The following is a 12881-nucleotide window of genomic DNA, read 5'->3' as shown; positions in this document are numbered from 1 at the left end:
CATGCGCAAGGCCCGCGGGTTCCGTGATTCGGCCGGAGAACGTCCCGACCGATCAGCGGCAGATCAATCCACCGCAACACCGTGTTCGGCCAGGCGCTTGAGAAAGGCATCTTCGTCCAGCACCGGCAGGCCCAGTTCATTGGCCTTGGTCAGCTTGGAGCCGGCGCCCGGCCCGGCCACGACCGTGTGGGTCTTGGCCGAAACCGAGCCGGACACCTTGGCCCCCAGGCTTTCGAGTTTTTCCTTGGCGATGTCGCGGCTCATGATTTCCAGTGAACCGGTCAGCACCCAGGTCTGCCCGGCCAGCGGCAGGCCTTCGACTTCCTTTCGCTCGCTGCGCCAGTGCATGCCGAAGTCCTTGAGCTGCGCTTCGATGGCCCGGGCGCGCTCGGCGTTGGCCGGCTTGTCGAAGAATTCGCGCACCGAGACCGCCTGTTTTTCCGTCAGGGCCTGGCGCATATCGAGCCAGTCCGCCTCCAGAATGCGCTCCAGGGTGCCGAACTTATCAGCCAGTTTTTGCGCCGCCCCCGGACCTACCGACGGAATATGCAGCTTGTCGATCAAGCCGCCCAGCGTGGTGCTGGCGGCAAATTCCGCGCCCAGCTCGCCTTCGTCCTGCAGTTTCAGACCGCACTCGCCCAGCAACGCGTTGATCACGTCCTGGTTATGCTGGTCTTGGAAGAATGAGTGAATCTCGTGAGCCACTTCCAGGCCGATATCCGGCAGGTACGTCAGCACTTCGGGCAGCGCCTGCTGAACGCGTTGCAGTGAAGCCAGGGAACGGGCCAGCACCTTGGCGGTTTCTTCACCTACATCGGGAATTCCCAATGCGTAGATGAAACGCGCCAGCGTCGGCGTGCGGCTGTCGGCGATGGCCTTGAGCAGCTTGTTGGTGGATATCTCGGCAAAGCCTTCCAGATCGATGATCTGCTCGAACGTGAGCTTGTACAGATCGGCCGGCGAACCGATGAGTTGTTCATCCACCAGTTGCTCGATGGTCTTGTCGCCCAGCCCTTCAATATCCATCGCCCGCCGCGAGACGTAATGGATGATGGCTTGCTTGAGTTGCGCGGCGCAGGCCAGACGACCGATGCAGCGGTAAACCGCACCCTCGGTCACGGTTTCCCTGCCCTTGCTGCGTTTGATCAGCTGGGTGCGCTCGACATGGGAACCGCATACCGGGCAGTGCTGCGGAATTTCCACGGCACGAGCGCTTTCAGGGCGCCGCTCGGTGACCACTTGCACCACTTGCGGGATCACGTCGCCGGCGCGGCGAATGATGACCGTATCGCCGATCATCAGCCCCAGCCGTGCAACTTCGTCCATGTTATGCAGCGTGGCGTTGGCCACCGTGACGCCGGCGACCTTGACCGGCTTCAGACGCGCCACCGGCGTCACCGCGCCGGTGCGGCCGACCTGAAATTCAACGTCCAGCAGCTCGGTCAGCTCTTCCAGCGCAGGGAATTTGTGGGCGATGGCCCAGCGCGGCTCGCGAGCGCGAAAACCCAGCTCACGCTGGGCCGCCAGGCTATTGACCTTGAACACCACGCCGTCGATTTCATAGCTGAGCGACAGGCGCCGCTCGCCGATATCGCGGTAGTAGGCCAGGCATTCCTCGATGCCGTCCGCCAGCTTCAGCTCGCGGCTGACCGGCATGCCCCACGCTTTCAGTTGATTGAGCACGCCCACATGCGTGTCGGCGATTTCCTCGGTCACCTGGCCCAGACCGTAGCAGCAAAATTCCAGAGGTCGGTTGGCGGTGATTTTCGAATCCAGCTGGCGCAGGCTGCCGGCCGCGGCGTTGCGTGGGTTGGCGAACGTCTTGCCGCCGATTTCCAGCTGGCTGGCATTGAGCCGCTCGAAGCCGGCCTTGGACATGAACACCTCGCCGCGCACTTCCAGCACAGCCGGCCAGCCGCTGCCGTGCAGCTTGAGCGGGATATTGCGCACGGTGCGCACGTTGACGCTGATGTCTTCGCCGGTGGTGCCGTCGCCGCGAGTTGCGCCACGCACCAGCGCACCGTCGCGGTACAGCAGGCTCACCGCCAGGCCGTCGAGCTTGGGTTCGCAGCTGTACTGGACACGGGCGCCTTCGCCCAGCAGGTCACCGACCGGCAGATCGAGGCCTTCGGTGACGCGGCGGCCGAAATCCCGCAGGTCGCTTTCCTCGAAAGCGTTGCCCAGGCTGAGCATGGGCATCTCGTGGCGCACCTGGGTGAAGGCCGACAACGCAGCACTGCCGACGCGCTGGGTCGGGGAATCCGGCGTGACCAGATGCGGGTTATCCGCTTCCAGCGCCTTGAGTTCCTTGAACAGGCGGTCGTATTCCGCATCCGGAATGCTGGGCTCGTCCAGCACGTGATAACGGTAGTTGTGCTGGTCCAGCTCGGCGCGCAATTCCAGGATTCGAGTTTCGACGGCCTTCATACGGGTGGTCTCTCAAAAGCAAAAAGCAAAAAGCAGCCGTCAGGCTGCTCATTTTGTACATCCGGCGCCCAGGCCGCCGGGAGCGCATTGCAACTCCCGGCAGGCGGCTGGGCCATCCAGTGGCGATCAGCGGCGTTGAGTCAGAGCACGACGCTCAAATTCGACGATGCGCTGGCGGTAATGTTCAATGGTTTGCGCGGTCATGACGCTGCGCTGGTCATCCTTGAGTTCGCCGTTGAGCTCGTGGGCCAGCTTGCGCGCTGCCGCCACCATCACGTCGAAAGCCTGCTTCGGATGACGCGGGCCCGGCAAACCAAGGAAGAAGCTCACCGCACGGGTGCTGAAATGGTCGATATCGTCCAGATCGAAGACACCCGGCTTGACGGCGTTGGCCATCGAGAACAGGACTTCGCCATTGCCGGCCATGCTTTCGTGACGATGGAAAATATCCATCTCGCCGAAACGCAGCCCGCTTTCCAGGATGTTCTGCAACAACGCCGGGCCCTTGAAGCCGCTTTCGTCACGCGAGATCACGCTGATCACCAGCACTTCCTCGACAGGCGCCAGGTCCTTGTCTTCGGTGATGCGCTGGGTCGGCTTGTCGTCGGCAAAGTCGTCGTCGCCCCCTGCAAACAGGCTCGGGCCATCCACGTCCAGATTCAGGTCGCCCTGCTGCGGCTCGTCCTTGCGCTTTTTCTCGCTGGTTCCCCGTTTGCCTTCCCGAGGGGAGGCACTCATCGACGGCAAGTCGTGCTCGTCGAGTTGCGGTTCCTTGTGGGTGTCCAGGACACGGGATGGACCGAGCAACTCTGCGGAAGTGGTTTCTTCCTCTTCCGGCAGATTGGAGAAGCTACGGTCGAGCCTGAATTTCAATTTTCCCTTGCCGCCGCGCATACGGCGCCAGCCGTCGAAGAGAATACCGGCAATGACAATGATGCCGATGACGATCAGCCACTCGCGCAGACCGATTTCCATGTAATCCAGTGCCTCTAATGAAGAATTCTGAAAATAAGGGCCTAAACCCCTTTAATACGTGGTGCCAAGTCTATGTTCTGACTGGCATTTTGCCCACGAAAAAATAAAAAGTGGTCACTAAACTAGCACGACCAAAGGTAACTTTACACCGTCTGTTACACCTGTTTGGTGCACAGGTTGATATGCACCGCACGCTTGCCACATTTTTCCCGTTTCACAGCGCTGCCCGTAGCGATCCTTGAAGGCTCTGGACTAGGCATCCACCAGCGCCATCGCCTCTTCGACGTCCACCGCCACCAGTCGCGAACAACCAGGTTCATGCATCGTCACGCCCATCAGTTGGTCGGCCATTTCCATGGCGATCTTGTTGTGGGTGATATAGATGAACTGCACGGTCTGGGACATCTCCTTGACCAGTCGGGCATAGCGTCCGACGTTGGCGTCGTCCAGCGGCGCATCGACTTCGTCGAGCATGCAGAACGGCGCTGGATTGAGTTTGAAAATAGCGAACACCAGGGCCAGCGCCGTCAGTGCTTTTTCCCCACCGGACAGCAAATGGATCGTGCTGTTTTTCTTTCCGGGTGGGCGAGCCATGATTGTGACCCCTGTATCGAGTAGATCTTCGCCCGTCAGTTCCAAATAAGCCGAGCCGCCACCGAAAACTTTTGGAAAAAGTGCCTGAATTCCGCTGTTTATCTGATCAAAGGTCTCTTTGAATCGATTGCGGGTTTCCTTGTCGATCTTGCGAATGACATTCTCCAGCGTCTCCAGAGCCTCGACGAGATCGGCGTCCTGGGCGTCCAGATAGCGTTTGCGCTCGGACTGCTGCTGGTACTCATCGATTGCCGCAAGGTTTATCGCACCCAGGCGCTGAATGCGCGCGGCAATGTTTTCCAATTGTTGCTCGGCGTCCTTCTCGTTGGCCTCCGGTATCAGGGTCGCCAATACGCCGTGCAAGTCGTAGCCGTCTTCCAGCAGCTGGTCCTGAAGTGTTTTGCGACGCACCGTCAGCGACTGCCATTCCAGGCGCTGCTGCTCCAGCTGACCACGCAACAGCTGAGATTGCTGTTCGGCCTGGGTGCGGCGTTTTTCGGCATCGCGCAGTTCACGGTCGGCGTCTTCCAGGGCGATCTTGGCGATGCGCATCTCTTCGTCGACGACCATGCGCTTTTCCAGCAGCTCCTCAAGCTTGAGGCGCAGCTCTTCCAGCGGAGCAGCACCCTCCTCCAGGTTCAGGTTCAGCTGTTCGCGTTTCTCGGTGAGCCGTTCGGACTGCATTTGCAGGCGTTCCAGAGCCTGACGCGTCGAGTCATGCTGGGCCTTGAGCGAGCCCAGGCGAACCGCCAGTTGATGGCTGCGATCCTTGTTCAGGCGGGCGTCCTGGCGCACTCGGTCAAGACGTTCGCGCAGGCTGTCGCGCTGGGCCTGCAGTACCTCGCGCTGCTCGGTGTCCTGGGCCATGGCGTCCAGCGCATCCTGCAATTGCAGGCGCGATTCGCCCAGCTCTTCGTGCTCGATGGCCCGCTGTTCGGCCAGTTCGGCCAGTTCTTCGTCGAGACGGCTGCGGCGCAACGTCAACTGCTCGACCTTGGCTCTGGCAGCCGACAGCTGGGCATTGAGTTCGCTTTGCTGGCGGGCCTGATCCTGCAACTGGCGACGCAGTTGCTCGCGGGTTTCCTCCTGGCGGGTCTGCTGCTCGCGCAAGGCCAACAGTTGTTCGTCGAGGGCGGCCAGGGCGGCTTCGCGCTCGTCGCGTTCAAGCCCCAACGCATTGAGTTCCTGCGCACGGGCCAGCACGCCGCTCTGCGCTTCACTGGCGCGGCGCACCCGCAGGAAATGGCGGCTGACCCAGTAACCGTCGCGACTGATCAGGCTTTGCCCAGCCGCCAACTGGCTGCGTCGAGCCAAAGCGTCATCCAGGGTTTCCACCGGCAGCACGCTGCCCAGCCAAGGAGAAAGGTCGACGGCGCTGTCCACTTTGTCCAGCAGGCTGCCGGGCGAACGCAAGGTGTCGGTGCCGCTGCTGAACAGGCGCAGATCGCCCTGTTCGAAGCCGGTCAGGTCCAGTCCGATGAAGTCATCCACCAGCACGGCCTGCAAATCGGCGCCCAGCACGGTTTCCACCGCCAGTTCCCAACCCGGCTCGACACTCAGCCCTTCGGCCAGGCGCGGCCGCTCGGCCAATTGCTGATCGCGCAGCCACTCGGCCGTGCCGGTGTCAGGGTCCAGCGCAGCCTGCTGCAACGCTTCCAGCGAGGCCAGCCGGCCATTGAGGCGTTGCAGCTCGCCCTGGGCCTGCTGCTGGGCCTGGCTGGCGCCTTGCAGGTCCTGACGCAACTGCTCCAGACGCTCGACGACCTGTTCTTCCGCCATCTGCAATTCTTCGAGGGTCAGCTCGCGGGTGGCGAGATCCTCGCTCAACGCTTGAATCGCTGCTTCTTCCGGCGCTTCGGCCAACAGCTGGCGCTCTTCGTTCAGACGACGCTGGCGCTCGGCCAGGCGCTCCATGCTTTGCTCCAGCTGCTGGATGCGCGACTGTTGCACCTGGGCCTGACGCTGGGGTTCGGCGGACTGCTGATTGAACTGGTCCCACTGTTCCTGCCAGCCGTGCATCCTGATTTCGGCTTCTTCAAGGGCTACGGCCGATTCCTCGGCGGCGGCAGCGGTCATTTCCTGCTCCGGCTCGAGCATCTCCAGCTCTTCGCTCAGGGTCGCCAGCAACGTGGTGTCGTGGCCCAGGTGCGATTCGGTTTCCTGACGTGCCCGCTCGGCTTCGCGCAGGTCGTCCTGCAACTGGCGCAGACGCTGCTGGCCGTGCTGGATGCTCTGCTCGACCCGCGCAATGTCACCACCGACCGAATAGAAGCGGCCCTGCACCAGATTGAAGCGTTCCGACAGATCGTGGTGCCCGTCGCGCAGCCGTTCAATGCTGGCGTCGGCGTTGCGCTGCTCGGCCACCAACGCCTCGAACCCGACTTCCTGATCGCCGATCACCGCTTCGCGCTGGCCGACCTGCTCATTGAGCGCCTGCCAGCGCAAGGCTGACAGCTGCGCCTTGAGCTGACGCTCTTGGGCTTTATATTCCTGGTACTTCTCCGCAGCCTGGGCCTGACGGTGCAGGCGTTCCAACTGGCGCTCCAGCTCTTCACGCAGGTCGGTCAGGCGCGCCAGGTTCTCATGGGTGCGGCGGATACGGTTTTCGGTTTCCCGGCGGCGCTCCTTGTACTTGGAGATACCGGCCGCTTCTTCAATGAAATTGCGCAGGTCTTCGGGCTTGGCCTCGATCAGCTTGGAGATCATGCCCTGCTCGATGATCGAGTAACTGCGCGGTCCAAGCCCGGTGCCGAGGAAGATATCGGTGATGTCGCGGCGGCGGCACTTGGTGCCGTTGAGGTAGTAGCTGTTCTGGCTGTCGCGGGTCACCTTGCGGCGGATGGAGATTTCCGCGTAGGCGGCGTATTCACCCACCAGCGTGCCGTCGGAGTTGTCGAACACCAGTTCGATGCTGGCCTGGCTGACCGGCTTGCGGCTGGTGGAGCCGTTGAAGATGACGTCGGTCATCGACTCGCCGCGCAGATTCTTGGCCGAGCTTTCGCCCATGACCCAGCGCACCGCATCGATGATGTTGGATTTGCCGCACCCGTTGGGGCCGACCACCGCCGCCATGTTGCTGGGGAAGTTCACCGTGGTGGGGTCGACGAAGGATTTGAACCCCGCCAGCTTGATGCACTTCAGGCGCATGCTGTCAGCCTGCCGCCAGCGCGCTGATCACCAGTTGGCAACTGCGCTGGCCATAACTGACGAGCACGCTGCGCACCTTGGCCAGATCCCGGGCGAGCACGGCTTCGAGCAGTTGATCGAACAGGGCCAGATAGTTGCTCATCTCCGCCTTGCGTTCATCCAGCGCCAGAAAGTAACTGCGGTTCATGGAAGGTTGCAGATTTTCCACGGTTTCCTGCAAGTACGGGTTGTCGGCGAACGGATAGGACGCGCGCATCACGTTGAAGCTTTCCTCGACGAACGCCTTGACGTCCTGGCTCTCGTAGCTGGCGCGCAAACGGCGCTGGATGTCGAGGAACGGCACCAGGTCTTCCTGGGCTTTCCAGCGGCTGGCCACGGCCACGGCGAGCAGAATGTACAGTTCGCTCATCAGGGTACACAGACTGGTTACATTGTGGGCGTCGAGCACCGTGACCTGGGCACCACGGCGCGGCAGGATCGCCACCAGATGGCGGCGTTCGAGAATCAGCAAGGCTTCGCGCACCGAGCCGCGACTGACGTTCAGGGCTTGCGTGACCTTCTGTTCCTGGATCCGCTCCCCAGGCTTGAGCTCGCCGCGGATGATCCGGTCGGCGAGATGTTGAGCGATTTGCTCGGCGAGGCTATCCGGGGCCTTGAACGTCATGACAGTGCTTCACCAACGGTTGGACATACAAGCCGCGGAGTGTATCGCAACCGATACCTGTGGCGCAGGGCCATGGTGAGCAAACTGGCACGAATTAAGCAGATTTTATCGATTGTCGTGTGGCTGACCCTGTGCAAGCGGACAAGTCCGCTCCCACAAGTCCGCTCCCACGGGTCGCTCAAGCGCAACCTCATTTTTCTGACCCAAGAGTCAGAAACACATTGACCACCCCGAGCAAGCTGCTAGATTCACCAACAGGTCCCAGACCCATGAATGAGGGTACAGCGCCGTGATCCAGTTTCTTTTGAACCAGGAGCTCAAGACCGAGCACACTCTGGATCCGAACATGACGGTGCTCACCTATCTGCGTGAACAGGCGCACAGGCCGGGCACCAAGGAAGGCTGCGCCAGCGGCGATTGCGGAGCCTGCACCGTGGTGGTCGGCGAGCTGCACAGCGGCGCCGATGGCGAAGCACAGTTGCGCTATCGCAGCATCAATGCCTGCCTGACCTTCATGGCGACCTTGCACGGCAGACAGCTGATCAGCGTCGAAGACCTCAAGCATCAAGGCCACTTGCACAGCGTACAAAAGGCGATGGTCGACTGCCACGGTTCGCAGTGCGGTTTCTGCACACCAGGGTTTGTGATGTCGCTGTTTGCCCTGCAAAAGAACAGCACCACGCCCGACGCCGAGCGCACGCATGAAGCGCTGGCCGGCAATCTGTGTCGCTGCACCGGTTACCGCCCTATTCTCGCCGCCGCCCGGCAAGCCTGCGACGCACCTGCGGCCGATCAGTTCGACCAGCGCCAGACGCTGACCATCAGTCGCCTGCAAGCCATCGCGCCGTCTGCGACAGCCGAGCTCAATGATGGCGATAAACGCTGCCTGCTGCCGTTGACGGTCAGCGACCTGGCCGGGCTGTTCATGGTCCATCCCGAGGCCCGGCTGCTGGCCGGCGGCACTGATCTGGCGCTGGAGGTCACTCAGCTGCACAAGCCATTGCCGACGATGATCTACGTCGGCCACGTGGCAGCTATGAAAAAGATCGAACACTTCGACGACCGGCTGGAAATCGGCGCAGCCGTTGCTCTGAGCGATTGTCATGCGGCACTGGCTGCGGAGTACCCGGATTTCGGCGAGTTGTTGCAGCGCTTTGCCTCCTTGCAGATCCGCAATCAGGGCACGCTGGGCGGCAATATCGGCAATGCCTCGCCCATCGGCGACTCCCCGCCGCTGCTCATCGCCCTCGGCGCCCGCCTGGTGTTGCGCAAAGGCGCCAGACAACGCGAGCTGGCGCTGGAAGATTACTTCATCGACTACCGGATCACGGCGCGACAGGAAGGCGAATTCATCGAGAAGATCGTGGTGCCGACCGCCAGGCCGGACGCAGTGTTTCGCGCCTACAAGGTGTCGAAGCGGCTGGACGACGATATCTCGGCGGTGTGCGCGGCGTTCTGGCTGAAGATCGAAGGCGCCGTGATTAGCGACGCCAGAGTTGCGTTCGGCGGTATGGCGGCGATTCCCAAACGTGCAGCCGCCTGCGAACGGGCGCTGATCGGGGCCGCGTGGAGCACCGCCACGGTCGAGCAGGCCTGCGCCGCGCTGGCCGACGACTTCACGCCGCTGTCGGATTTCCGCGCCAGCAAGGAGTACCGCCTGCTGAGCGCGCAAAACCTGCTGCGCAAATGCTTCATCGAACTGCAGACGCCCCATGTCCCGACGCGGGTGACCCATCATGTCTGAGCACGCACTCCCGTTGACTCAGGAACAACGCCTGGCACTGTTCCGGCAGGGCCTGGCCACTGGCGTGGGCCGCAGCGTCAAGCATGACAGCGCCGACAAGCATGTGTCCGGCGAAGCGGTGTACATCGACGATCGCCTGGAATTTCCCAACCAGTTGCACGTCTACGCGCGGCTATCGGATCGCGCCCATGCCCGGATCGTCCGCGTCGATACCTCGCCCTGCCTTGCCATTGACGGCGTGCGAATCGTCATCACCCACGAAGACATTCCGGGCCTGAAGGATATCGGCCCACTGCTTCCCGGCGATCCGCTGCTGGCCATCGACAAGGTGGAATACGTCGGCCAGCCGGTCCTGGCCGTGGCGGCCCGTGACATGGACACCGCGCGCCGTGCCGCGATGGCGGCAGTCATCGAGTACGAAGAACTGGAGTCGGTGCTGGACGTAGTCCAGGCCTTGCGCCAGAAGCATTTCGTACTCGACAGTCACACCCACAAGCGTGGCGACTCGGCTGCAGCCCTGCAAACAGCGCCGCACCGTTTGCAGGGCACGCTGCACATCGGCGGGCAAGAACATTTCTATCTCGAAACCCAGATCGCCTCGGTAATGCCCACCGAAGACGGCGGCATGATCGTCTACAGCTCGACCCAGAACCCTACCGAAATCCAGAAGCTGGTGGCCGAGGTGCTGGCTGTGCCGATGAACCGCATTGTGGTGGACATGCGGCGCATGGGCGGCGGCTTTGGCGGCAAGGAAACCCAGGCCGCCGGCCCCGCGTGCCTGTGCGCGGTGGTCGCGCGCCTGACCGGGCAGCCCACCAAGATGCGTTTGCAGCGCAGCGAAGACATGCACATGACCGGCAAACGTCATCCGTTTTATATCGAGTACGACGTGGGGTTCGACGAGCGCGGCCGTCTGCAGGGCATCGAACTGGATCTGGCGGCCAACTGCGGCTATTCGCCGGACTTGTCGGCGTCCATTGTCGACCGGGCGATGTTCCATGCCGACAACGCTTACTACCTGGGCGACGCCACCATCAACGGCCATCGTTGCAAGACCAACACCGCGTCCAATACCGCCTATCGCGGCTTCGGCGGGCCGCAAGGCATGGTCGCCATCGAAGAAGTGATGGACCGCATCGCCCGTTACCTGGCCCTGGACCCGCTGGCGGTGCGCAAGGCCAACTACTACGGCAAGACCGAGCGCAACGTCACCCATTATTACCAGACGGTCGAGCACAACCTGCTCGACGAAATGACCGCCGATCTGGAACGGAGCAGCCAGTACGCCGAGCGCCGTGAAGCCATTCGGGCGTTCAATGCCGCAAGCCCGATCCTCAAGAAAGGCCTGGCGCTGACGCCGGTCAAGTTCGGGATCTCCTTCACCGCCAGCTTTCTCAATCAGGCCGGTGCGCTGATCCATATCTACACCGACGGCAGCATTCATCTGAATCACGGCGGCACGGAAATGGGCCAGGGCTTGAACGTCAAGGTCGCGCAAGTGGTGGCCGAGGTGTTTCAGGTCGATATCGAACGCATCCAGATCACCGCGACCAACACCGACAAGGTGCCCAACACCTCGCCCACCGCAGCCTCCAGCGGCGCAGATTTGAATGGCAAGGCCGCGCAGAACGCCGCCGAGATTCTCAAGCAGCGTCTGGTGGAATTTGCCGCCAGGCATTACCAAGTGGCCGAAGCCGAGGTGCTGTTCAGCAACGGCCAGGTGCGCATCGGCGAGCGTATCCTGACCTTCGCCGAACTGGCGCAACAGGCGTGGATGGGCCAGGTGTCGCTGTCCAGTACCGGCTATTACAAGACGCCGAAGATTTTCTACGACCGCAACCAGGCCCGTGGCCGGCCGTTCTATTACTACGCCTTTGGCGCGGCCTGTGCCGAAGTGCTGGTCGATACCCTGACCGGCGAATACAAGATGCTGCGCACCGATATCCTCCACGACGTCGGCGCCTCGCTGAACCCGGCCATCGACATCGGCCAGGTCGAGGGCGGCTACATTCAGGGCATGGGCTGGCTGACCTGTGAGGAACTGGTGTGGGACGCCAAGGGCAAACTGCTGACCAGTGGCCCGGCGTCGTACAAGATTCCCACCGCTGCGGACATGCCCGCCGACCTGCGCGTGACCCTGGTGGAAAACCGCAAGAACCCGGAAGACACCGTGTTTCACTCCAAGGCCGTGGGCGAGCCGCCGTTCATGCTCGGCATCGCCGCCTGGTGCGCGATCAAGGATGCCGTGGCGAGTCTGGGCGATTATCGCCATCAGCCGAACATCGACGCGCCGGCGACGCCGGAACGGGTGTTGTGGGGCTGCGAACAGATGCGTGAATTGACCTGCGAAACTGCCGTTTGTGGGAGCGCGCTTGCCCGCGACGGCGTCAGTTCAGTCCCATTAGCGGCGACTGCCCCAGCGCAGTCGCGAGCAAGCTGCCTCCCACGAAGGCAGGAACTCCGGGGTTCGCAATCATGAACAACTGGATCAGCGCCCTGGCCGAGCTGCAGGCCCGCGACGAGCCGAGCATCCTGGTGACCATCATCGAGGAGCTGGGCTCGACGCCGCGCAATGCCGGTTCGAAGATGGTGGTCAGCGCCGAGCACGTCTACGACACCATCGGCGGCGGCCATCTGGAATTCAAGGCCATGGAAATTGCCCGGGACATGCTGGCCGGCGGCACGCAACAGACGCGCCTGGAGCGCTTCAACCTCGGCGCCAGCCTGGGCCAGTGCTGCGGTGGCGTGAACGTGCTGTTGTTCGAACCCATGGGCCAGCCCCAGGCACAGCTCGCGGTATTCGGCGCCGGCCACGTTGGTCGCGCCCTGGTTCCGCTGCTGGCTGCCCTTCCCTGTCGGGTGCGCTGGATCGATGCGCGAGAAGCGCAATTCCCGGAATCCTGTCCTGAGGGCGTGCTGAAAATCGTCAGCGACGAACCGGTCGATGAAGTCGCGCAACTGCCCGCCGGCAGTTACTGCATTGTCATGACCCACAACCACGCGCTGGACCTGGAACTGACCGCCGCGATCCTCAAGCGCAACGATTTCGGCTACCTCGGCCTGATCGGCTCCAGAACCAAGCGCATGAAATTCGAGCACCGCCTGCGCGAGCGCGGCTTCGATCCGGGCGCAATACAGCGCATGCGCTGTCCGATGGGGCTGACGGAAGTCAAAGGCAAGCTGCCGATTGAAATCGCCGTGTCCATCGCCGCCGAGGTCATCGCCACCTACAATTGCAACTTCGGCACTCTTGGGTCCAAAGCCCGGTCCCAAGCCGAACCGATCGCCAAACTGCTGCCTGCGTCCCGGCGCAGCCAGCCGCAATGAGAG

The 12881-nt window shown here is 62.4% G+C and carries 7 protein-coding genes; 3 read left to right on the top strand and 4 right to left on the bottom strand.

Annotated features, from left to right (window positions below; all coding sequences use genetic code 11):
• Nucleotides 1–63: 63 nt before the first annotated feature.
• The 4 genes from ligA to EGJ27_RS17565 form a co-directional block, all read right to left on the bottom strand.
• The gene (gene ligA / locus EGJ27_RS17580; protein WP_125832012.1) at nt 64–2427 is read right to left on the bottom strand and encodes an NAD-dependent DNA ligase LigA; all 2364 of its coding nucleotides are present in this window, start codon (nt 2425–2427) and stop codon (nt 64–66) included.
• Nucleotides 2428–2553: 126 nt separating this feature from the next.
• Nucleotides 2554–3402, bottom strand: a complete 849-nt coding sequence (gene zipA, locus EGJ27_RS17575) for a cell division protein ZipA (protein WP_125832011.1) — start codon at nt 3400–3402, stop codon at nt 2554–2556.
• A 252-nt stretch (nt 3403–3654) separates the two neighbouring features.
• Nucleotides 3655–7143, bottom strand: a complete 3489-nt coding sequence (gene smc / locus EGJ27_RS17570) for a chromosome segregation protein SMC (protein ID WP_125832010.1) — start codon at nt 7141–7143, stop codon at nt 3655–3657.
• A gap of 4 nt (nt 7144–7147) precedes the next feature.
• Nucleotides 7148–7807, bottom strand: coding sequence for a GntR family transcriptional regulator (locus tag EGJ27_RS17565; protein WP_125832009.1), 660 nt, complete (start codon nt 7805–7807; stop codon nt 7148–7150).
• Nucleotides 7808–8096: 289 nt separating this feature from the next.
• Here EGJ27_RS17565 and xdhA point away from each other — a divergent pair, with 289 nt between their 5' ends.
• From xdhA to xdhC, 3 genes are read left to right on the top strand one after another with little or no spacing between them, the layout of a single operon-like run.
• Complete coding sequence (gene xdhA, locus EGJ27_RS17560) at nt 8097–9551, top strand: xanthine dehydrogenase small subunit (protein WP_125832008.1); 1455 nt, start codon at nt 8097–8099, stop codon at nt 9549–9551.
• Nucleotides 9544–12030 carry a xanthine dehydrogenase molybdopterin binding subunit gene (gene xdhB / locus EGJ27_RS17555; protein ID WP_125832007.1) on the top strand — a complete coding sequence of 829 codons (2487 nt, stop codon included), beginning with the start codon at nt 9544–9546 and terminating at the stop codon, nt 12028–12030. Before xdhA ends, xdhB begins: the two co-directional genes overlap by 8 nt.
• Nucleotides 12027–12878, top strand: a complete 852-nt coding sequence (xdhC, locus tag EGJ27_RS17550) for a xanthine dehydrogenase accessory protein XdhC (RefSeq protein WP_125832006.1) — start codon at nt 12027–12029, stop codon at nt 12876–12878. The genes xdhB and xdhC overlap by 4 nt, the downstream gene beginning before the upstream one ends.
• Nucleotides 12879–12881 lie beyond the last annotated feature (3 nt).

The organism is Pseudomonas sp. v388 (assembly GCF_003935425.1).
Taxonomy (GTDB): Bacteria; Pseudomonadota; Gammaproteobacteria; order Pseudomonadales; family Pseudomonadaceae; genus Aquipseudomonas.
Note: the sequence above shows the minus strand (reverse complement) of the source record. Positions and strands in the feature narration are given on the sequence as shown.